At 28.4% G+C, this 22,387-nt stretch carries 18 protein-coding genes; 3 read left to right on the top strand and 15 right to left on the bottom strand.

What is annotated here, in order from left to right; translation table 11 throughout:
• Nucleotides 1–195: 195 nt before the first annotated feature.
• From OW730_RS03365 to OW730_RS03355, 3 genes are all read left to right on the top strand, one after another.
• Entirely contained in the window at nucleotides 196–1,062 is an 867-nt protein-coding gene (locus tag OW730_RS03365; RefSeq protein WP_271227686.1) for a class I SAM-dependent methyltransferase, read from the top strand.
• 48 nt (nucleotides 1,063–1,110) lie between these two features.
• On the top strand, nucleotides 1,111–1,722 hold the full coding sequence (locus OW730_RS03360; protein ID WP_271227685.1) for a ThuA domain-containing protein: 612 nt from the start codon (nucleotides 1,111–1,113) through the stop codon (nucleotides 1,720–1,722).
• A gap of 77 nt (nucleotides 1,723–1,799) precedes the next feature.
• A complete protein-coding gene (locus tag OW730_RS03355) occupies nucleotides 1,800–2,384 on the top strand; it encodes a nitroreductase family protein (protein ID WP_271227684.1) in 585 nt (194 codons plus the stop codon).
• Nucleotides 2,385–2,460: 76 nt separating this feature from the next.
• On the opposite strand, the gene OW730_RS03350 is transcribed toward OW730_RS03355, so the two are convergent.
• The 15 genes from OW730_RS03350 to OW730_RS03280 all read right to left on the bottom strand — a co-directional run bounded on the left by OW730_RS03350 (nucleotide 2,461) and on the right by OW730_RS03280 (nucleotide 22,285).
• Nucleotides 2,461–3,213: an exodeoxyribonuclease III gene (locus tag OW730_RS03350; protein WP_271227683.1), complete on the bottom strand. Its 753-nt coding sequence runs from the start codon at nucleotides 3,211–3,213 to the stop codon at nucleotides 2,461–2,463.
• A 152-nt stretch (nucleotides 3,214–3,365) separates the two neighbouring features.
• Nucleotides 3,366–4,430, bottom strand: a complete 1,065-nt coding sequence (locus OW730_RS03345; protein ID WP_271227682.1) for an efflux RND transporter periplasmic adaptor subunit — start codon at nucleotides 4,428–4,430, stop codon at nucleotides 3,366–3,368.
• Between the two features lie 2 nt (nucleotides 4,431–4,432).
• A complete protein-coding gene (locus OW730_RS03340) occupies nucleotides 4,433–7,312 on the bottom strand; it encodes an FtsX-like permease family protein (protein ID WP_271227681.1) in 2,880 nt (959 codons plus the stop codon).
• An 11-nt stretch (nucleotides 7,313–7,323) separates the two neighbouring features.
• Entirely contained in the window at nucleotides 7,324–8,298 is a 975-nt protein-coding gene (locus OW730_RS03335; RefSeq protein ID WP_271227680.1) for an efflux RND transporter periplasmic adaptor subunit, read from the bottom strand.
• A gap of 292 nt (nucleotides 8,299–8,590) precedes the next feature.
• Nucleotides 8,591–10,150 (bottom strand): lysine--tRNA ligase, encoded by a 1,560-nt coding sequence (gene lysS / locus OW730_RS03330; RefSeq protein WP_271227679.1) that lies wholly within the window; start codon nucleotides 10,148–10,150, stop codon nucleotides 8,591–8,593.
• 834 nt (nucleotides 10,151–10,984) lie between these two features.
• Nucleotides 10,985–11,389: a VOC family protein gene (locus OW730_RS03325; RefSeq protein ID WP_271227678.1), complete on the bottom strand. Its 405-nt coding sequence runs from the start codon at nucleotides 11,387–11,389 to the stop codon at nucleotides 10,985–10,987.
• A 92-nt stretch (nucleotides 11,390–11,481) separates the two neighbouring features.
• On the bottom strand, nucleotides 11,482–12,759 hold the full coding sequence (locus OW730_RS03320; protein WP_271227677.1) for an esterase-like activity of phytase family protein: 1,278 nt from the start codon (nucleotides 12,757–12,759) through the stop codon (nucleotides 11,482–11,484).
• A 123-nt stretch (nucleotides 12,760–12,882) separates the two neighbouring features.
• The gene (locus OW730_RS03315) at nucleotides 12,883–13,305 is read right to left on the bottom strand and encodes an acyl-CoA thioesterase (RefSeq protein ID WP_271227676.1); all 423 of its coding nucleotides are present in this window, start codon (nucleotides 13,303–13,305) and stop codon (nucleotides 12,883–12,885) included.
• 75 nt (nucleotides 13,306–13,380) lie between these two features.
• Complete coding sequence (locus OW730_RS03310; protein ID WP_271227675.1) at nucleotides 13,381–14,439, bottom strand: ABC transporter permease; 1,059 nt, start codon at nucleotides 14,437–14,439, stop codon at nucleotides 13,381–13,383.
• Between the two features lie 133 nt (nucleotides 14,440–14,572).
• Nucleotides 14,573–15,769, bottom strand: coding sequence for a hypothetical protein (locus OW730_RS03305; protein WP_271227674.1), 1,197 nt, complete (start codon nucleotides 15,767–15,769; stop codon nucleotides 14,573–14,575).
• Nucleotides 15,756–16,979: an ABC transporter permease gene (locus OW730_RS03300; protein WP_271227673.1), complete on the bottom strand. Its 1,224-nt coding sequence runs from the start codon at nucleotides 16,977–16,979 to the stop codon at nucleotides 15,756–15,758. Before OW730_RS03300 ends, OW730_RS03305 begins: the two co-directional genes overlap by 14 nt.
• Nucleotides 16,979–17,686: an ABC transporter ATP-binding protein gene (locus tag OW730_RS03295; protein ID WP_271227672.1), complete on the bottom strand. Its 708-nt coding sequence runs from the start codon at nucleotides 17,684–17,686 to the stop codon at nucleotides 16,979–16,981. Before OW730_RS03295 ends, OW730_RS03300 begins: the two co-directional genes overlap by 1 nt.
• 307 nt (nucleotides 17,687–17,993) lie before the next feature.
• Nucleotides 17,994–19,793 carry an ABC transporter ATP-binding protein gene (locus OW730_RS03290; protein ID WP_271227671.1) on the bottom strand — a complete coding sequence of 600 codons (1,800 nt, stop codon included), beginning with the start codon at nucleotides 19,791–19,793 and terminating at the stop codon, nucleotides 17,994–17,996.
• A gap of 1 nt (nucleotide 19,794) precedes the next feature.
• On the bottom strand, nucleotides 19,795–21,615 hold the full coding sequence (locus OW730_RS03285) for an ABC transporter ATP-binding protein (RefSeq protein ID WP_271227670.1): 1,821 nt from the start codon (nucleotides 21,613–21,615) through the stop codon (nucleotides 19,795–19,797).
• Between the two features lie 307 nt (nucleotides 21,616–21,922).
• Complete coding sequence (locus tag OW730_RS03280) at nucleotides 21,923–22,285, bottom strand: carboxymuconolactone decarboxylase family protein (RefSeq protein ID WP_271227669.1); 363 nt, start codon at nucleotides 22,283–22,285, stop codon at nucleotides 21,923–21,925.
• Between the last annotated feature and the right edge of the window lie 102 nt (nucleotides 22,286–22,387).

Below are 22,387 nucleotides of genomic sequence, written 5' to 3'. Positions count from 1 at the left end.
TAATATTTCTTCAAATTATTACACATAAAATTGATTATTAAGATTGCCTAAATTTATTAAATGATTTTGATTACTCATAGTTCCATTGCACCTTATTGGAAACACGCTTTTACGAGCTACAGAGTAATCTGTAGCTCTTTTTTATTATTAAAAATTGTATTGTTATTCAAAAATCAATTATAAGGAGATTTTAAAATGAAAGAACTTAATATAAATAAAAATATTGATTTAATAAAACTAATTAATGATATTTCTCCTAAACCTGAATTATATACACCAAGCGATGATAAGTTTTGGGATGATGAATACATCTCAACTCAAATGTTAGCAGCTCATCTTAATCCAAATATTGATGGAGCAAGCCGAAATTTCAAAACAATCAATGCAATTACAAATAATCTAATTAATTATTTTAATATTAATGAAAATACTAATTTACTAGATATGGGGTGCGGGCCTGGTTTATACTGTGAAAAATTTGCCCAAGCTGGAGCAAATATTACTGGAATTGATTTATCTAAAACTTCAATTACTCACGCTATAAACTCTGCTAAAGATAATTGTTTAGAAATTAAATATATTAATGACAGTTACTTGGATATGGATTTTCAAGAAGAATATGATATTATCACACTGATTTATTATGATTTTGGCTCTCACTATAAAAATAATCAGGAATTGATAATTCAAAATGTCTATAATGCATTAAAACCCAAAGGCTATTTTATCTTTGATGTATTGACAACAAACTTTAAAAATAAAAAGAATAAGCTAAATAATTGGGATTCCTTTGAGGAAGGTTTTTGGAATAAGTCCCCTTATGCAATTTTAAGTAAAACTTTTTATTATGAAGATGAAACAACTTTCTTAGATCAGTATACTGTTGTTACTGAAAATAATATTAAAACTTATAGAATCTATGAAAAACTATTCACTTCAAATGAACTTGAAGAGATGTTAAAGAAATATGGATTTGAGATTATTGAGAAATGGGCTGACTTAGATGGAACTCCATTTAATGAAAATTCGACTTCTCTAAGTTTAGTTGTTCAGAAAGCTTAAATTTATATATTCACATTAAAATAAAAAATTATAGAGAGGAGTAATATTATGAAAAAAGCTTTAATTATATGGGGAGGCTGGGAAGGTCATACTCCAGAATTGATTGCAAACAGAATTGGAGAAATATTGGAGAAAGATAATTATAACGTGACTATAACATGCGATTTCGCTATTTTAATTAATGATAAACTTATTAAATATGATGTTATAGTTCCAGTATGGTCATGTGGTATAAAAAGTAATTATTATTTAAAACCATTATTGGAAGCAGTAAATAATGGAGTTGGATTAGCTACATTTCATGGTGGTATAAATTGGTTTGAAGATGAAGAATATTATAAAATGATTGGTGCATTATATCTTTATGATTCAAATGAAGAAGAATACACTATTAAAATAACTGATAAAAAGCATCCTATTACAGTAAGTTTAGATGATTTTAATATTATTAGTGAAAAGTATTATATTCAGGTAGATCCTAGTAATAATGTTTTAGCCGCGGCTGATTTTTCAGGAATAAAAACACCAATCTCATGGACAAGGAATTATGGAAAAGGTCGTATTTTTTATACTTCCTTAGCACATTCCTCTGAACAGTTTTTTTCCAATTCAAATATGCAAATGATTTTAAGTGGAATTAAATGGTGTTCAAATTATTAGATAGATGGCTTAGTCTACTAAGAAAAAATGATTAAAATTTTTTACAATACTATTATAAATATTAAAGGAGTTATATTATGATAAATGAATTATTAAAAAAACGTTGCAGCGTAAGAAATTTCAGTACAGAAAAAGTTCCTTCAGAAACAATAGATTATATACTTGAAGCGGGAAGACTCTCCCCTTCAGGTGGGAATGAACAGCCTTGGAAATTTGGTGTAATAAAAGATAAATCTCTGATCAAAACTATATCCAAAATTTGTTATAACCAAAAATGGATTGAATCTGCAGATTTTCTTGTTGTATTATGTGCAACAATTGTAGATGAAGAGAAGGGTGGAATGTTTATTCAACATTCTCGTTGTCCAGAACTAAAAGAAACTATTTCTAAACTTCCAAAAGAGTTATATTCAAAAATTAATTTAGAAGAACACCAAACCAAAATTCCTGGTTCACATATGGTATTAGCTGCTTTAGAAAAAGGTGTATACTCAACTTGGATATCATATTTCAATGTAGAAGAGCTTAAAACTTTACTAAATCTACCTGATAACTTCTATCCTTCTGAAATATTAGCTTTTGGATATCCTCAAGGTACTTTAAAGACAACCTCAAAGAAACCTTTGGATGAAATAGTCTTTTATGATAGTTATTCTTTATAATCAATAATCTAAATATATTTTATTATAAACATAGAAACCAAAGGATTACCCTTTGGTTTCTATGTTATATCTATGATTATTTAATTACTAACTCCACTGGACAATGATCTGATCCTAATATTTCAGTGTGTATATCTGCACTAACAAGTCTGTCTTTTAACGCCTCAGATGCACAGAAATAATCTATTCTCCACCCTGTATTATTCTCTCTAGCTTTACGCATATATGACCACCAAGAATACATATGCTCTTTATCAGGATAAAAATATCTAAACGTATCAATAAAACCGTCATTTAATAATAATGTCATCTTTTCTCTTTCTTCATCTGTGAAACCAGCATTTCTTCTATTTGTCTTAGGATTTTTAAGATCTATTTCTTTATGAGCAACATTTAAATCCCCGCACATTATAACAGGCTTAACTCTTTCTAATTGTTTAAGATATGCTCTAAAATCATCTTCCCATGACATTCTATACTCTAATCTTTCTAATTCACGCTTTGAATTTGGAGTGTATACCGTTACAACATAAAAGTCCTCAAACTCTAATGTTATAACTCTTCCTTCTTGATCATGCTCTTCAATATCTATTCCATAAGCAACACTTATAGGCTCTTTTTTAGTAAAAATAGCTGTTCCTGAATACCCTTTCTTAACAGCATAATTCCAATATTGATGATATCCTTCAAGTTCTAAATCAATTTGACCTTCTTGTAATTTACTCTCCTGAATACAAAAAATATCTGCATCTATTTCATTAAAAAAATCTAAAAACCCTTTTTTAACACAAGCTCTAATTCCATTAACATTCCAAGAAATTAATTTCATGTCTTTCTCTCCTCTCAAACATCATATATAAATAATAAATTATTAATTACAATTTAAAATAATTATCCCTTAGTAATTAATATTAATTTTCTCTTAATATAGATTATAACATAAAAAAAAGACATGCACAGCATATCCTTTTATTTTAAACTCTATATTTCATTGTCTAATTTATTTTTTATTCCAAGAATAACAACATCCCCTTCTTTTAATCCACTTAAAACTTCATAACACATAACTCCATTCTCATCCTTACCTACGGTTCCACAATCTACGTATCTAATTTTCTTACTCCCATCTTTAAGTATTTCTACATATCTAATACCTCCATTACGTTTTACCGCTAATTCAGGTACAATCAACTTATTCTTTAATTCTTTAGATTCAAACTCTGCATTTGCTACTATTTTTTCATATATAGACCCTTGCATGCTGCTTTCATCATCTAATGTAAAAAATATTGAACCACCCCTTCCATAGTCATTACGGGATGATATAAAACATACTTTTACTTCATACTCACCATACCTTTGTCTAATTACAGCAGAATCACCAATATTAATGTTTTCAAACTTAACTAAATTAGCAGCATAAGCTGTTTTTATAATTGGTTTATCTGAATAGGATGCCTTGAATAATGTTTCACCAGCCTTGAAGCTGTTTCCTTTTCGAACATAGAAATCAGTTATATAGCAATTAACTGGTGCATAAATTTTATGCTTTTCTTTATCTTTAAGTAACTTTTTAAGTTTTTCTTCCTGTATTTTAACTTCTAATTCTTGCACTTTTATTTCTTTCTCATTTTGTCCCTTTGTTTTCATCTGATTATATATAACCTGCTGTCTTTCTACCTTAAATTGCTGCATCATAATATCATGTGAGATTTTTTTATCATCTAATTCAGCAATCAAGTCGCCCTTCTTTAATATTTTATTAGCTTTAACATGATACTCATTAACATATCCATCAAAATTAAACTTAAACTCTTTAACTCTTGTTGGTAGAATATCCATAGTATCTTCTGAAACCTTTTCATACAAAGTTCCCCTAGTCACTGTTGCAGTATCATATTTTATTCCTTCTATTACTTTGCTAAAATACTCTGAATCAATTTCTTTAATAGCTTCTTCTTTACTACCACATGAAGTAAATAAAAGCGCTGTTATTACACTGAACATCATACTTGCAATAATTAATATTCTCCTTATTGTTTTCATATTTAATCCTCTCCAATTTTAATGGCTTGGTCAATTCTAATCTTAGAAACATATCTTAAAATAATTCCTAAAACAAATATTACTGATACAACAAATATACCCATTATAAGTAAATAATCATATTTTGTTATATAATCAAATACTGGTATTGCTAACTTTTCCCCAAATACTATCTGAGAAATAATTGGTAGAAATTTGTTGCTAACTATTTTCCCTATGAAAACTGCAATAATTAAGGATACACCTGTTACAAAAATCTGTTCAATAAATATCATGGTGTATATTTTTCTTATTTTTAATCCAAGAGATCTTAATATTCCAAATTGTAATTCTCTTTCTTTTATACATATACACCAATAAATTAAAAATCCAATAAGGGTTATAAACATTGATAATATAAATGAAATTGTTATAGATGAATTTATTGCCTTTAGATATATGCTTAAATTTACATCAACGTCCACTTTTTGAATCCCTGCTATATTAATGTCTTTTTCTTTAATCTCATTTAGAAGATCATCATAAGTCTTTCCTTCCCTCAACTTTGACCATATTTCATATGGCTTTCTAGCTAACTTAGAATATATATAATTAAAGTTACCAATAATTAACTCAGACTCTTTATCTACATACTCAGGCCAATAATCTATATATCCACCAAAAACAAATAATTCTGTAAATCCATCAATTTCAATTTTCACTAACTTACCTGGTTCTAATTTCACTAAATCAAGTTTATTTTTCATATTTGAACTTAAAAATATCGCTCCAGGCTCCTTAGCCAGAATATTCAGATAATTATACCAATGTATTGGTGTTAAATCCTCTCTCATCCAAGCTACCTTTCCGTATTCATCTGGAATAATTGCAACCATTTGTATATCTTTATAGTCTACATATGAAAATGCCAAATTCGTCTTTTGAATTTTTAAAACTTTAGTAGCCCCTTCAATACTTTCTAATTCTTTATATTGATTGAAGTCCGGTTCAATGAAATTCGTAGCCTCTTTAAAAACTTCAGGTAATCCTGCTAAAAAATCAGCAGTAGTATAAGTCTCTCTGTTTATTTTAGTTTTAAGATTTTTAATCTTTTCTTTATTCCAATTACCTATCATTTTTATCTCTGTTCCATTTATATACTTAATATTATCTATAACATTCGTATTAATAGTCCTAGCGATTTTTAAATTAAATATACCAATACTAATAGTTATCATTATGAATAACATTGTATATTCTCTCTTTCCAACTTTCCTTCCTAAGTTTGAAAAAGAAACAAAGATGTGCGCAGGCATTATTTTCTTAAAAATCCCAAAAATTATTTTAATAATGTATGGATATATTCTTAAAAATAGCAAACTCAATCCTAAAGTTAGAGTAATAACTGAAATGAAAATAATAGGATCCATAGATATTGAATTTATATCCACTTCAACGGTAGACACAATTTTTTGTGTATTTTTAAATGAATAAAGTCCATAAAGAGAAACTCCAATAAATATGAAATCTATGAATGATTTCTTCCAGGTAGAAAACCTTATTCTTACTTTAGATAGCTTTCTATTAACGATACTTTCTTTTGATGCCTTAACAACAGGAATAATAAGAGCTCCTAAAAAAAAGATACATGTTAATAATGATAAATATATATTTTTAGTAGTAAGATATATATTATTACTTACTTCCCCATTAAATTGTAAAAAACCATCAGTAATACTCATATATCTTGCCAATTTTAAAGATAAAAAAGGTGCAATTACTAATCCTACTGCCATAATTACTAATCCATCAAAAACATAATTCCCTATAATTTTTATTTGTGTTGCTCCTCTACTTTTTAAAAGAGCAATTTCATCTTTATCTCTATCAACAATTATTCCTGTAATCATTAAGATATACAGAAACACAATTACTAATAATGGTATTTGAATAATCCAAAGCATATTATTAACAAGTTTCATTTCATTATTATCTTTTATCAATAAATCGTAAACATTTATACTGAATGCTGTATTTACTTCATTGAAATGACTGTTGATTTGATCTATTTTTTTTATAAAGTCCATTCTCTCTGAATATTTCAAATTACTAAGATTAATGAAATATTCCCTATTAAAATGAAGCTTCTTACTTTCTTTCTCACACAATAAACTTAATGAATTTTCCTTAGCTATAAAATGATTTCGACTATTATCCCAAATTCCTTTTCTCCAAAACAAATCATTTTCTTTAAATTCGTATACTCCTACTATTTTTAAGTAATTTTTACTTATTCTCATTTTGTCTACTCTCTCAATTTCATCTATCACTCTTGAGATTGTAGGAATATTCAATAATTCTATTCTATAAAGTTCTCCAATATTGAACCCTAAATTCAATAAGGTTGTTTTATCTACTAAAACTTCAATAATATTTTTATCTTCTTCTCTAAAAGACTCATTAAACATTCTTCCTTCTATTATTTCAACATGATTTTCAAAATTTTTAATACTTATTAAGTCATAATCTGAACAGAAAAAATACTCTTGTGGATTATAACTTTCAGCTTCTTTCCATACAGCACCTTCATTCGCTGTAGCCATAATTCGTCCTGGTTCTATGTTCATATTAGTTTTACTTAATATAGATATATAACTATCTCTAATTTCCTCTGAAAAACCGGAATTTATATCTGAATTAAAATATGATACAGATACAGATCCAGCGGTCTCTTTAAATTTTGTTTCATATTTTGATAGTTCTTTTTGAAGTAGCATATCACTTAAACTATTTCCATAAATGGCAATACTATTGATAATTACCAAAGATAAAATAATACCAAAAAATAATGCTGCAAAAACCCCAAAATTCTTAGTAATTTTTTTTATTAATCTAAATAGCATTTCATTCACCTCTATTTAACAAGAATTTCTTCCCCTTCCTCAATTCCTTTCAAAACTTGATAGTAATCCAAAACTTCCTCACCTAATTCTATTTCTTTAGTTATTATTCTTCCATCCTCTATAACTTGTACAGTACTAACACCTAATTTATCAGTATATATTCCTGTTTTAGGAACTAAAATTGCATCTTTTATCTGTTTAAACACCTTTTGAACTTTAACTGTACTTAAGGGAGTTACTTTGCCATTTAATTCATCTGGTAATTTACTTGTAATAACCCTCTTATTTATATCAGTAATTTCAGATTCAAAAATCTCATCATTTATACAAACCTGAACTCTGTCTCCTATTTCAACTCTTTTTACATCTTCTTCATCTACTAAAAACTTGATACATAAAGCATTTGTATCCATAATATTTATCATGGATTCATTTTCATTGACTTTACTTCCTAAGTTTTTATCATTATAGGAACTTACAATTCCATCAATTCCTGAAATCAAACAGTAATTTTCCCTATGATCATATAATTTATCTAATTCCATTTCATGAAGTTCCAATTCTATTTCCGAATCTTTTATCTTTAAAGCATCTCCGGATTCTTTAGCTATTTCAATTTTAATCTTGTCTTGCTTTACCTTTAACTCTAAAACCTTAATTTTAAAATCAATATCCTCTATATCAAGAGCCGCTAAAAGTTCTCCTTTTTTCACTTCTTTACCCATGTAAACATTATAATAAGTTAAATATCCAATTTTTTCAAATGATAACCTTTCCGAATTATAGCTATCTACTCTCCCATCAACCTCAATCTTATCATCTATATCCATTTTAATTGCCTTCTCAGTAATAAATTTAAGTTCTTTGCTTGTGAGCAATATCGGCTGCTTTTTTTTACTTTTAATCATACTCCCACAAGATGTTAGATTCATGATTAATAATAAAATTATGGAAATAGCTAAAACTTTTTTCCTTTCTTTAATCATATTAATACCCCCTTGAATGATATAAAGATAATTTCATGATTTTCATTATGGTTATTACATTTATTTCCATTTACTACATTTTATCATGTTTTATGTGATTTTATATCTATGCCTACATTACTTTAATGTAATATTTTACCATTCAGAGATGCTTTCACATTAAATAATTTTAATAATACTTATCTAACTTGAGTTATAGTATGTTGTAGCAAGTTAAATAAATCATAATTTTTCTTACATTATTTAAATAAAAAAGGCGCGTTTCACGCGCCTCGCTATAATACTTTATTATTTAAAACCTTAATAACCTCAAACACTCTTCAATTCCAACTGTGTTTATTAATAATGGTAACCTTGGTCCACTATCGCTATTTAACACAAGTTTATATACAATGCTAAATAATCTTTTTTGATTTGCTTTTTTTATCTTCTTATCTTCATCATGACAAACATCATATAAAGCTTTCATAAGTAATTGACTATCCTGATTTTCACTATCTTCAATCACATTACATACTCCTACAAGCCATTCTTTTTCTATTTCACTTAAACTATCATAATACTCGTTGTCTTTTTCTACTCGTATACTTATTGCTTTCTCTTTATTCCATTCATTAATCCAATTATATATTCTATCACTTAAAATTTTGATTTTATCCATTGAAAATACTTCCCCAGACTTGCTCATTACATCTACAAGTGCATTAATGTCAAAGTTAACTAATGGAAATATCCCTGCCATCTGTCCAAACTTAGGAAGATTCCTGTTTTCTTCTCCTATATAAGATAGCTCTAAAGAATATTTAATATCTTCATCATTTAGACGTCCTAACTCATTAGCATTAGTATATCTCTCAAATTCTGAATAGTTTCTTAACACATCATCATCAAGTCCAATATTAAAAGCTGCATTAGGCGTGTATTTTGAGAACATAAACAATATTATCTCAGGAATATATATTTTCAATAGTTCTCCTGGAGTTATTATATTCCCAGCTGAACTTGACATCTTACCATTTGTTCCCTTGATTCCAATAAACTCATATGCAGCATACTCAGGAGCTTTATGATTGAAAATTTCCTTGTCTATAACTTTTGATACATTATAACTTCCAGTTTCAGATGAATGATCTCTACCACCGGGTTCAAATAATACATCTTCAACCATCCATCTCATTGGCCAGTCAATCTTCCAATTCAATTTAATATTATCTGCTTCTAAGACCTTTACACTATCAGCATTTCCACATTTACAACTATATTGGATTACTCCTGTACTCTCATGAAAGTTCTCGATTGTTGTATCATCCTTCCTGCAGCTTTTGCAATAAAGCGTTATAGGGTAAAAGGAATTTCGCTGTTCTTCTGTAGGTTCTTGTGTTTTAAAACTCATTAGGATATCATATATTCTTCTTCTCTCCATTAAAGCATGAAGTATATTTTCATTATATCTTCCAGATTTATATTCTTTACTCTGATATATAAACTCCACATCTATACCAAATACTCTTAAAGCTTCTTCAAATTCTGATTCAAAGTGTTCAGCATAAGAACCGTGACACCCATATGGATCTGGTATCTCTGAATATGGCATTCCAATATACTTCTCATATGAACTGTCAATATTCTTTGGAACCTTTCTAAATCTATCAAAATCATCCCACGAGAATATAAATCTCGTCTTCTTCCCTAATTTTTGCAATGCTCTAACTACAAAATAAGTTGTTATTATCTCTCTAAAATTTCCTATATGAACAGAACCAGATGGACTAATCCCAGATGCACATACAAATACTTCTTTCTCTGGATACTTACTTATTAAATCTTCTGCTATTCTTTGTGCCCAATGCATACTATCTCTCCTTCTTTTTTTCATTTCACTTACTATCTAAGTTTTTAATTTATTGCGTAATAAGAAACTACTGTACTTTAGAAAATCAAATTGAAAGTGGAAAATTGAAAATTGAAAACGTAGGATATTTCTCTTCGAGAAATTTTAATCATATTGTTCTTCGGGCAAGAATAGTTTACTCGTTTCATCTTGATGAAACCTTGTACTTTAAATTACAATATTTTATCTAAAGATAAAATAAGTTAAACTACGTCCTTGTTCTAAAGACCAATAGTATATAGTTTTGCGGAGCAAAACCTCCATCGTTTTCCACTTTCCACTTTCAACTTTTCAGTTATGTTTTATATCTCAATGTTTCTCAATTCCGCTTCTCAAATCCAACAATTATTTAACATACAACAAAAAAACTCCCACCCCCAAGACGTTAGTCTTGAGGACGAGAGTTATTAACTTCGTGGTACCACCTCAGTTTATTAATATGTCACCATATTAACCTTTTCAAGTACGACAATGGTTTACTTATATCTTTCCAACGAATAACATTAATAACTATTCGTTCAAGTCTAAACCTTGTTTATACCCTATCTCTTTAACGGGAGAACCCGTCGTACCACCCCCGCCACTTTACTTAATTTACATAATAACGGTTCAATACGAGACTCCAAGACCTTATTCATTAAGATGCCAATTTCTCCTTCTCAGCTACCGGAGTTCTCTGTAGAATCACTTTTCTTAATTACTTCTTCTCTTCACAGCCTATAATTATTTTCCAACTTTTTGAATTTATTATTTTAATATATTATATTTTACTAGATTATATTTGTCAATTATTTTTTATATTTCTATATCTCTAAACTCAATTTCTGTGCCCTCTGGTGCCTTAACTTTACATAAATAGCTTCCTTCCACTTTATATAACTCTTCACCATTTTTCACCTTAAAGTCATTATATCCTAAGTTCTTGATTCTATTAAACTCTTCCTTAACATCCTCAACCATAAAGCACATGTGTACAATACCAGCATTCTTGTTACTCCACGGATTAAGCTTATCACCCTTCTTTGGTGTTTGTAGCTCAATCATAAAGTCTTCTAATTTAATCCATGTATTATATGCTCTTCCATGAAATCCAGCCGTCTCACTGATAATCTCAAAACCTAATATCTCAGTATAAAATCTAAGTGATTCCTCATACTTCTCAGTTTGAATGCAAACATGATGAATAGATCTCTTAATCATAATTTCCTCCAAATATTTAGTCTTTATACTCTATATTAAAGACATGCTTAAATAATTTCAACAAATTCATATTTAAAATTATAATTAATTTCTTATTGTAAGGGTTCCTCAAGTTCAATTTTCCATAAACATAGTTCCTCATCAGTTGAAATAATATTAAATGATGGTTCTGCTTTCTTTCCATGGTAAGTAAATGTTCCCTCTCCATCATAGCTATAATCCTTTATATTAGGTTTCTTCTCATCTCTCGCTTTATCCTTAACTTTTATATCTACTCCAAAATCATTATCATTTATAATAAATATTGTTTTCCTATCACTTAGTACTGCCAAACCTTCTGCCTTATAAAACTTCCATCCTAAATCTCTTATATCCATTATCAATTCTTTCTTTATAAAATTCACTTCTTTTAATTCATCTCTATCACAACAATATTCAGGCGCTTTACCATTTATCAAAAACTCTGATATATCATCAGCTCCACTAATATCAATTAAGTACAACATATTTCTTTTTCCTTTTTTACTCTTTCCCTGTTCAATAAGAAGTATCTTATTATCACTAATAGCATACATGTCTCCTATTTTTCCATCTCTAGTTCTCTTATATTCTTCTATATCATGGGGATATGCAAATTCTCTCGTTTCTCCTGACATAGGATTAATCTCTAAAACTCTTATAAATGTTCCTGTGTCATATGTCTCTCCTTTAATATCCAATATACTCTGCACTGCAGCATATATCTTTCCATTTGGAGTTACAGTTAGTGCCTCAAACCCTCTATTGGGATGTCTTTCTTTGAAAACATCTGGTATACCATTCCCAGGTGAAAATCGTCTTAATTCATTTCCCCCTTGATCATATTCAATTATAAAGGGACCGTATTCATCACATATCCATATATGCCCACTCCTATCCATTGCAATTCCCTCTACATCAAGTCCATTATCATCATATTCTAATCTATTCATCTCTCCATCCAATGCAATCTCATTAGTAGTTCCCAGCTCTCCTGGTTCAATTGGAATTCCTGAAGCATATTCACCCTTTACACTTCTTAACTTTATAATTTTTTTACACTCAGCCTTATCCCCTACAAGCTCTACCTCAACAACATGTGGTATAAAATCGGGTATTATAAATACTTTTGAGCTTTTATTATCGACACATGGTCCATCCATGTTTGGACCTCTATCTGTCAATAAATATAAGGTTACTTTACTATCCTCCTCTGATTTTACAGTCATACTAGATCCAAACCCCACTAATCTCTTCCCTTTATATTCTGTACACAGTTCATTATCTATTTTTATATTATATTTAGTTATCTTATCTACTTTACACTTTTTCATTCTTATCACTACCTTCATTAATCTAAAACATATAAACATAGTATCTCCTAATTATCAAAAAATAAGGGGACAGTTCTCAAGTTTTTTACTTTAATAAATCAAAAAACTTGAGAACTGTCCCCTTAATTAAAAGTTATATTCTTATTGTGCAGTATACATTTTCTCTAACATATCCCACATTTCTGGTTTCTTCTTTTTTAGATTAATAATCTTAAATTCATCATTTACAAAAGCATGTTTTGTACTTCCTTTTGAAATAACTTTTTTATCGCTATTTCTAACTACATTATATCCAAATACAACCTTTGCTCCATTCATCTCTTCTATCCAAGTTTGAATTATTAGCTCATCTTCATATTTAGCACCCTCAATATATTTACAGTTACTCTCAAGTACTGGAAGCATTACTCCATGTTTCTCCATCTCGTTGTAAGGCATTCCAGCCTCTACTATAAACTCTGTTCTTCCTACCTCAAACCATGCATAATAGTTTGAATGATGTACTATTCCCATTTGATCTGTTTCCACATATCTTACTTTGATTTTAGTTTCATTAACATACATGATTCTCATCTCCTCAAACTCACAAAATTAGCTTTTCCTTCTCTATTATATCATCATAAAAAAAATATAAGTGGCTCATAGCCACTTATTCATTAATTTTTTACTTATAATATTTTTTAATGTAATCACAGATATTCCTATAACTATCATCAATTCTATTATTATTGAATTGGAATTTAACCAACTTAATGGACTTATTATTTCCATAAACTTATTATTAACTATTATTGAAATCAAGTATGATATTATTACCCAAGCAATAATCATGACACAACTGGCTATAAAGGTTGCCTTTTTTTGTATCTTCAATGATACCAAATCTATTATTAATTGCATAATAATAACATATAAAATCATAGAAACCATAATTTGATTTCTAATATACATACTCTTTTTAAATACTATAATATAGAACCAAGTTACTATACTTATACCTAGAACATTTACTACTCTATTAATTATATAGTAATTTTCTCCCATATTATGAAATGTTATAATCCTTTGATATATACCACTCTCTTTATCCTTTATTTCATTTATTTTAAAAACAGATAAAGTTATTAACACCCCTAAGCCCCATATAATTAAATATATAGTCCCTTTTTCCTTGAGCTTTTTGTCTATTTTAGCTTTTGAAGAAATATCTATATTATCTTTATCATTAATAAAAATCTCTTCAACCTTCACTAAATTACTAATATTTATATCATTTAACTGTTTCCAATCTATATTTATACCATTGTTTTCATTTAAAAGGTCAATCTTAAATCTAATCCATCTCTTTAAAACAGAAGAACTTACTATTTCCAATACAAGTTCAGTTTTGTTTGGGCTGTATCCATTATACACAGTAAAAAGCTTAGATAATTCTCCTGCCCTAACCAGTTCTTCATATCCATCATGAATTACTAAAAGACAATCGATTTTCCCTTGTGACATCATTTTGATGCCCTTTTCCTGTTCATTGTACTTCTGAACCCTCAACCCTTCTTTAATATCACTTATTAGGATATTTGATAAATTTGTTTCATCCGTATCTATTATCCCAATATTAATATTATTATTGATGAGTTCCTTTTCATCATAAACTCTTATAATATAATTTACGCTTATATGACATATTAATATCATCATAAATATAATCAGTGTTTTTTTTAGTGAGCTTTTTATTATTATCCCATTCATATTTTTATATCCAATCTAAAGATATTCAAGGAATAAACTCATATGTCTATTCCTCTCATATACTCAATATTATTTATTTTATTTAATGAACACCATTGAACATAATCATTTCTACAAACATATTCAGTAATTGATCAACACTTTCAACACCGTAGAAGTATTTCTCTAAAATCTCATTCTCTTCTAGATATTTTATTAATCTATCATTTGATGTGATTTTAGTAGAAAGATTATTCATAACTTCCTGTAAAATTGTATATGCTTCTTCACTATCCTGTAATTCTATAAAATTTACTCCATCTTCTTTATTGTATTCTTTCAAATCAACTTTTACTGTATTATCAATTGATGCATTTAGTGCAAACCCTGGTACTGTAACTTCAAAGTCTACTTTTTTAATATTGTTAAACATATCAATATCAAAATCCGCCTCAACAGTAACCATTCCTCCATATAATTTTACTTGTTCTTTTGCAAGTTCAAGTTGTTGTTTCAAGTTAGCAATTCCTTCATCAAACATTATAGTGAATGTTTCTTTATCCTTAAAAAACTCATTCAACATCATATCAATTTGATATTTTTCATTTTCAGCAACAATAGTTTCATCTTCTTTTATTTTCTCTAAAAGTTGTTTTCCCTCAACATAAAGTGCTTCTTTTAATTTCTTATCATTTTCTGCAACTTTCACTAATTCATCAATCACTTTAACAAGTGTATTTAAATTTAATCTTAAATTTATTTTTCCATCTACTTTTTTAATATTATCTCCCAAGGCATCCTCAAAAGCTTTTTCATATTTCTTCTGGTCAACACCCTTTAATTTAAACTCTCTTAAATACTCTTTATTTGTTAATATATTACCATTAATATTTTTACCCGCAATATCTTTTAAAATTTCTTCACTATCAATATAGAAAAACTTTTCATATAAATCTATCAACTCAAAATACATTAATTGTCCATCGGTAGCTAAAACACCTTGTAATAGTGCTTCATCACTTAATAATATATTCCCATGAAGGCTGGTTTTTGTTCCTGTTTTATCTTGAGCTACTAAGAGTTCAATGTTTATATCATTTAAAATATCTGTCATTGAATCAGTATTCATAACCTCAAAAGATAAATTAATCTTATGATTCATATTTTTCTTATTAGCCGCTTTCTTCATACCTGAGAATAACTTTTCAGTTGGTGTAGCATTGAATATTAAAAATTTAGCTCCAACTATTAATGCTAATAATACTACAACAGCTACCCCTATATACTTAAATTTTTTCATTGCCTATCCCCCTATTTATATAATATCTACTTTTATTTATTATAATAATCAAAGTGTATAAACTTATCATATATATACATGATCTAATAATTCCTAAAAATTCTACTCGATTTTCTCCAGTGATTCCATCTAAAATCAAATAAATCCCTTGTTTCATAGGATTAATATCCACTTTTGTGATTGCCTGCACATAATTTGTGTACCACCCATAAGTTATAGGAAGAACACCACTCATAAATAGCATTATAACAATACTAATTACATAGGCTGATAAAATCCACTGTCTTTTTTTTAATATCTTGAATAATACAAGCAAGAGCTCTACTGAGAAAAATGTTAAAATTATTACTGTCATTCCCAACTTAAAGGAGTTTCCTATACTAAAATATCTACTTATTAAGTATAATGGTACCCCATATAATGAAAGTTGAATTATGAGAGTACTTACAAGTTTGCTTATTATATATTGTGTGTTTGTATAATTATTAATTTCCAATCTCTGTTTAATATTGACTTCATCATCTACAATTATAGTTGAAAAAATAAAATATACATTCAGAACAATAAATAGCACTAAAAATATGGAAATATAGTATTCAAAAATAATTATCTTATTCCCCATGTTAAACATCCTATTTCTACCTATGGAATTCAAAATAATAGATTTTGCCACTTTTATTGTAGCTTTATTTCTATCTTCTTTACTAACCCCTGCGGCTTTCATTTCATCCCATATGATATTAATGCTATTCTGAGCATACCCTACAACTTGGATACTTTTTTTAGATAAACTTCTTATTAGCATTGTTTTAATATCATTCTTATCTTCATTCATAATTAATTTAATAGATGTTTCTTTTCCATATAGAAGATTATTAGCAAAGCCTTCAGGTATAACAAAAACTGCTGAAATCATATCATTTTTTAACATTTTTTCACCCTTAATGTACTCACAATGATATATCTTGATACTTTCTTTTATTGATTTTGAACTCTCAATCTGACCTAATATCATTCGTGTATCAGGGTTATCCCTATCTTCATTTACTATTGCAATAGCTATTATCCCTAATTCATTTTTATTTACTTTATCCAATACAAAAACTGAAGAAGTGGCAAGTACTACAGGCATAACTAGCATAATTACAACTAGTACTTTGTTTGAAAAATACCTTTTAAAATCTATTCTCATCAATTTTAAGATATTCATTAAAATTCACCTATCTCACAAAGCATATCACCAAATAGACGCTCTTCCTTTAAGCATCTTTCTTGTAGTTCTTTTTTATAACCATAAAAAACTATGCTACCCTCTTTCAATATGATAATTTTATTGCATATCTTTTCAATTCCCCACATCTCATGTGTAGATAAAAGTACCTGTCTACCTTCCATAGCCATCTCTTTAAGTAATGAATATATATTTTTCTTTATCCCTAGTTCAATTCCAACCATAGGCTCATCCATTATTATGATCTCAGGATTTTTCATGAGCCCAACTGCAATATTCAGCCTTCTCTTAGTACCCCCTGAGAGCACCTTGACTTTCTTCTTCATCCATTCTTCTAGCTTTAGTATTTTTATAAGTTTTTCTTGATAATCATTATTCTTCTTACTACCCCAAAATAATAGATTATCCTTCACCGTAAGCTCTTCAAATAATGCAATTTTTTGCGGAACATATCCTACCTTATTTCGATATGCTTTAATATGTTTATAGATATCATTACCCTTAATACATATATCACCTTTATCCTGTTTCGAAGCAGATGCTGCCAATGACAATAAAGTAGATTTTCCTGCACCATTTCCTCCAATAATCCCAACTATATCTCCATCAAGTATTTCTATATTAATATCCTTTAAAATTGTTTTCTTACCATATCTTTTTCCTACTCCAATAAACTCCAGTGTCACCCCTCCTCTTCTCCTATTCATTTAATAATATTTATATCATATTATTTATTGTATAACTTATTATATTAATAAATTAATTTCTGATTCCTTTGGTTGTTATTCAACATTTAAGAGCTTTAGTAATATTTTACCATATATTTTTATGTCTAAACCATCAATAGCTATTGTTTTACAACTGTTTTACAACTAAGTTACAAAAAAGTATATAGTAGTTTTATTCACAAAAGGGACAGTTCTCAAGTTTTCTTAAAAAACAACTAGCTTTTTAGAAATTCTTGAGAACTGTCCCCTGTTATTTACCTTCTTATTAACTTACATAATATTGTGCTTGAGCACTATACATTTGCTCATACTGACTTTCTTTTTCAGCAATAAGCTCATCATGGTGACCATGTTGAATTATAGTACCCTTATGGAATACTGCAACTCTATCACAGAACTTACAACTTGATAATCTATGTGAAATGTAGATTGTTGTTTTGTTACCTATCAATTGATTAAATCTATTATATATTTCATACTCTGCAATAGGATCCAATGCAGCTGTAGGCTCGTCTAAGACCACAATAGGGGCATCTTTATGTATAGCCCTGCTAATTGCAATTTTCTGAGATTGACCTCCCGAAAACTCTATTCCGTCTTTTTCAAATGTCTTATATACAGATGTTTTTATTCCTTTAGGAAGCTTTAATATATCTTGTTTAAGTCCTGATTTTTCTATTACTTTCATTATCTCTTTATCCTCATATTTATCATGATATTGAAGAGCTATGTTCTCTTTAACTGTAAATGCCATTAGCTTGAAATCCTGAAATACTACTGAAAGCAATTTAATATATTCATTATAATCATAATCTTTTATATTTGTACCATTTAAAAGAATCTCTCCTTCTGTTGGCTCATATAATCTGGTTAGAAGTTTTATAAATGTAGTTTTTCCTGCTCCATTTAATCCAACAATTGATAATTTTTCTCCCTGATTTATCTTTATTGATACATTTTTCAATGTATAGTTTTCGCTTCTAGGATATTTAAAATATACATTCTTAAATTCGATCTCACATTTTTCTACTCCATCAACACTTATTCTACCTTGTTTTTTAGTTGAACCTATCTGCTCAAACTCTACATAATTCTCAAGATATCTGCACATTTGTTGAACCTCAACGAATACCTTAAAAAATTCCGATATACTTGTTGAAAATTTATTTGCGGCATTAATGTACATTGTAAATGAACCAATCCCGATAGCTCCTTTAATCACCTTAAATACCATATATCCATAAACCAGTGTCATCTGTATTGCAAGATTTATTTCATTCAACCCTTGATATTTCCCCATAATAAGGAATACTTTTGAAAATCCCCCTATGCTCTCTTTATTATAGTCTTTGATTTTATTCATTATCATAGAATGAATTCCATATAATCTAATATCCTTTCCATAAGAAAAGTCGCTAGTTAAACTTCCATAATACATAAACTTCCTATTGATTGGAATTAGTTCTTTATAAAATTTGAATTGTGTCTTTTGCGATTTTTGATAAAGCTTTATATTTAAAATAACCACCCCAAGTATCATTGCAACAATCAATCCATTTAATGTGAAAATTACTGCCATTAAACCTATTATAGTTACTATTTGAGTAAACAAGTTAACAAATCCATTTATCAACCGATTTATAGCTCCTTGATTTTTGATTGGAAATATTGCCTTTTCCTTTAAATCAAGAACCTTTGGATCTTCAATATTCTCAAAGTCCATATCCATAATCTTCTTTCCTAATAAAAGATCAAATCCATTATTAATTTCTAATCTTTTTATATCAATCTTAGTATCAAGCCAAGCATTAATTACTCCTAATACACCATTAGCAATAACAATCACTAATACTAACTTAATAAAAACATCAATGTTCTTATTTCCCATAAGCTCATCTATAATAAACTTAGGTATTATTATATTTATAAGTGGTAATATAGCTTTAAAGATAGCAGACATCATAAGCAATGGAATATATGACTTTGAAATACCTGAAGCTAACTTTAGAAAATGAAAAACAATTTTCACGTCTCTCATTAAATTTATCTTTTTCTCTGATTCCATGCTAAACAACCTCCTCTACAGCTTCATTTTGATAATACTGTGCTTGAATATTAAACATCTCAAAGTACCTACCACCTTTATTCATAAGTTCATCATGAGTTCCATATTCAAGTATCTCTCCATTTTCAAAGAATGCAATGACATCACAAAAACGAGTACTTGATAATCTATGTGAAATATAAATTGATGATTTTTCTCCAACTAATTCATTAAATCCTTTATAAATGTTATATTCAGCTATAGGATCTAATGCCGCTGTAGGCTCGTCCAAAATTACTACTTTACCATCTTTATACAGAGCTCTTGCTAGGGCTAATTTTTGGTTTTCCCCTCCTGAGAATTCAATTCCCTTATCATCAAGAACCTTTAATACACTAGTATCCATCCCCTGTTCAAGTGACTGTATCTTCTCTTTCATTCCAGCCATTTCTATACATTTCATGATTTTATCTCTATCACTACTCTTTGTATCAACAGATATATTATTTGCTACTGAAAAAGCAAACATTTTAATATCCTGGAACACTACGGAGAATATCTTAAAATACTCTTCTCTATCAAACTCTGCAATATTAACACCATTTAAAAGAATCTCACCCTCATTAGGTTCGTACAACCTAGTTATTAACTTTACTAAAGTCGTTTTACCTGCACCATTTATACCTACTATAGCGAGTCTTTGTCCTTTTTCTATTTTAAATGACAAGTTCTTATAAATATATCTATCACTGTTTGGATACTTAAAGGATACATTTCTAAACTCAATCTCGTATGTTTTATCCTCTGGGATTTTGCTTGGATTTTCTAACTTCTTCTCATCTTCAATCTCAAGGTAATCCCTAAAATCATTAATATATAGATTTTGTGCTCTTATATGAGCAAGATCCTTTATTATTTTCTGCATAAGAGCTGCAAATCCAGCAATTGTGATAAAATACATTGTGAAATTGTCTATTGTTAGCCCCTTATTTATAACCATATGTATGAGATATGCATAAACTAATCCCTCTCTAGCTAGAAGCAACACAACCTCACATAGAGATACTACAAAATACTTATATTTAATATCTTTATTAATGTCTTCTCTCTCTTTAGTGAATAATTTAAACTTATCAGCTAACCAATCCTTCATATTATATATTCTAATATCTTTACCATATGAAAAATCGTACATAGTTTGATATATATAGTTGGATTTACGTTGAGATTCTGATATATTATCTTTTTTACTATGGGCATATTTTTTTACTTTTAACGTAAGAAAATATACTACTGTAACATTGGCTACAAGATATAATAATATCCAAGGACTCAATGTCATTACAATAGTTATGTATCCAAGAAATGCTATTACACTTCCTGTAATCTCAAATATCTTATGATACACACCCTCAATACCATCAACATTATTATTAACAGCTCTCCATGCACTCTCCATATCATTCAATGTTTTAGGATTTTCTGTATGTTTAAAGTCCATGCACATAGATTTTGAATGTAAATCTTCCATAAATCTAAAACGTATTTTTATGAATTCTGGAAGCCTTATTCCATCTAATAATGCTGTAAAAAATCCAACTAACGATGACAAAATAAAGAATATTGCGATTATTGTTAATATAATCTCTTGCCTTTGTGCACCTGTAAGTTCTTTAATAAGATATTTAGGCATAAAAATCCCTATAAAAGGTCGTATAGCTGTTAATATGGTGAATATTCCAAAATAAATAAATGCCTTCTTATTAATACTCCAAGCATTTGAAATAAGATAGGCCATATTTTCTCTTAAACTTCTCTTGTCCCCTTTATCTTTTTTATTCAAAACTATTCCCTCCCCCATTTAAATAGAACTCTAACGAAAATGCCTTAACTCCACTACTTTTCCCATTTAACAAAATAAATATCTATTAGTAAATTTTATCATTATAGCAATTATTAAGCAATGTAAAATCAACAAGTATAATCGGCTTTTTAACAAAACTCAAATATACTTTTTTAAATACAGAACTACTTTTCATTACAAAACGTGACTAATTATCTATATACACTTTTATAAGTTTAAAGGGACAGTTCTCAATAATTCAGGATTAATAACTTTTCCAAAATTCTTGAGAACTGTCCCTTAATTTTTATTCTTTATTAAACTTACTTTCCATATATTTAACTAATGGAGCTATCTGTACTAAAGTAGGTGCCCCTTTCATCCATACTTGCTGTTTAAGCACCTCTATTAGTTCTTCTCTAGTTGCACCAAATTTTATTGCCTTACTCATTTCAAGTTTTGCTCTTGCTTCATTATTATCAAAAATAGCTGTGGCTAACGCTATAAAGTATCTATATTTTAGAGGAATAACTCCTTCACCCCATATTTGATGATGATACTCAGATATTGTCTTTTGAAAATCATCTCCAAGTGTTTCTGATACCATTACACCTGGTGGTACAAATCCTATTTCTTCTTTAAATTCCTGCTTCATTTTATTCTTATCCATATCTATTCCCTCCTGTATTATATATCTATATTTATAATTATCTTCAGTTCAATTTACTATTATTGTTTCTGTTTTCTTGATATAATAATACGTTATTCCAGA

It is taken from the genome of Oceanirhabdus sp. W0125-5 (assembly GCF_027938815.1).
Lineage (GTDB): Bacteria > Bacillota > Clostridia > Clostridiales > Clostridiaceae > Oceanirhabdus.
This window is presented reverse-complemented; position numbering and strand designations above follow the sequence as displayed.

Coding starts and splice junctions, on each gene's coding strand:
- OW730_RS03365 (WP_271227686.1), top strand. CDS start 196: ATGAAAGAACTTAATATAAATAAAAATATTGATTTAATAAAACTAATT.
- OW730_RS03360 (WP_271227685.1), top strand. CDS start 1,111: ATGAAAAAAGCTTTAATTATATGGGGAGGCTGGGAAGGTCATACTCCA.
- OW730_RS03355 (WP_271227684.1), top strand. CDS start 1,800: ATGATAAATGAATTATTAAAAAAACGTTGCAGCGTAAGAAATTTCAGT.
- OW730_RS03350 (WP_271227683.1), bottom strand. CDS start 3,213: ATGAAATTAATTTCTTGGAATGTTAATGGAATTAGAGCTTGTGTTAAA.
- OW730_RS03345 (WP_271227682.1), bottom strand. CDS start 4,430: ATGAAAACAATAAGGAGAATATTAATTATTGCAAGTATGATGTTCAGT.
- OW730_RS03340 (WP_271227681.1), bottom strand. CDS start 7,312: ATGCTATTTAGATTAATAAAAAAAATTACTAAGAATTTTGGGGTTTTT.
- OW730_RS03335 (WP_271227680.1), bottom strand. CDS start 8,298: ATGATTAAAGAAAGGAAAAAAGTTTTAGCTATTTCCATAATTTTATTA.
- lysS (WP_271227679.1), bottom strand. CDS start 10,150: ATGCATTGGGCACAAAGAATAGCAGAAGATTTAATAAGTAAGTATCCA.
- OW730_RS03325 (WP_271227678.1), bottom strand. CDS start 11,389: ATGATTAAGAGATCTATTCATCATGTTTGCATTCAAACTGAGAAGTAT.
- OW730_RS03320 (WP_271227677.1), bottom strand. CDS start 12,759: ATGAAGGTAGTGATAAGAATGAAAAAGTGTAAAGTAGATAAGATAACT.
- OW730_RS03315 (WP_271227676.1), bottom strand. CDS start 13,305: ATGTATGTTAATGAAACTAAAATCAAAGTAAGATATGTGGAAACAGAT.
- OW730_RS03310 (WP_271227675.1), bottom strand. CDS start 14,439: ATGATGATATTAATATGTCATATAAGCGTAAATTATATTATAAGAGTT.
- OW730_RS03305 (WP_271227674.1), bottom strand. CDS start 15,769: ATGAAAAAATTTAAGTATATAGGGGTAGCTGTTGTAGTATTATTAGCA.
- OW730_RS03300 (WP_271227673.1), bottom strand. CDS start 16,979: ATGAATATCTTAAAATTGATGAGAATAGATTTTAAAAGGTATTTTTCA.
- OW730_RS03290 (WP_271227671.1), bottom strand. CDS start 19,793: ATGGAATCAGAGAAAAAGATAAATTTAATGAGAGACGTGAAAATTGTT.
- OW730_RS03280 (WP_271227669.1), bottom strand. CDS start 22,285: ATGGATAAGAATAAAATGAAGCAGGAATTTAAAGAAGAAATAGGATTT.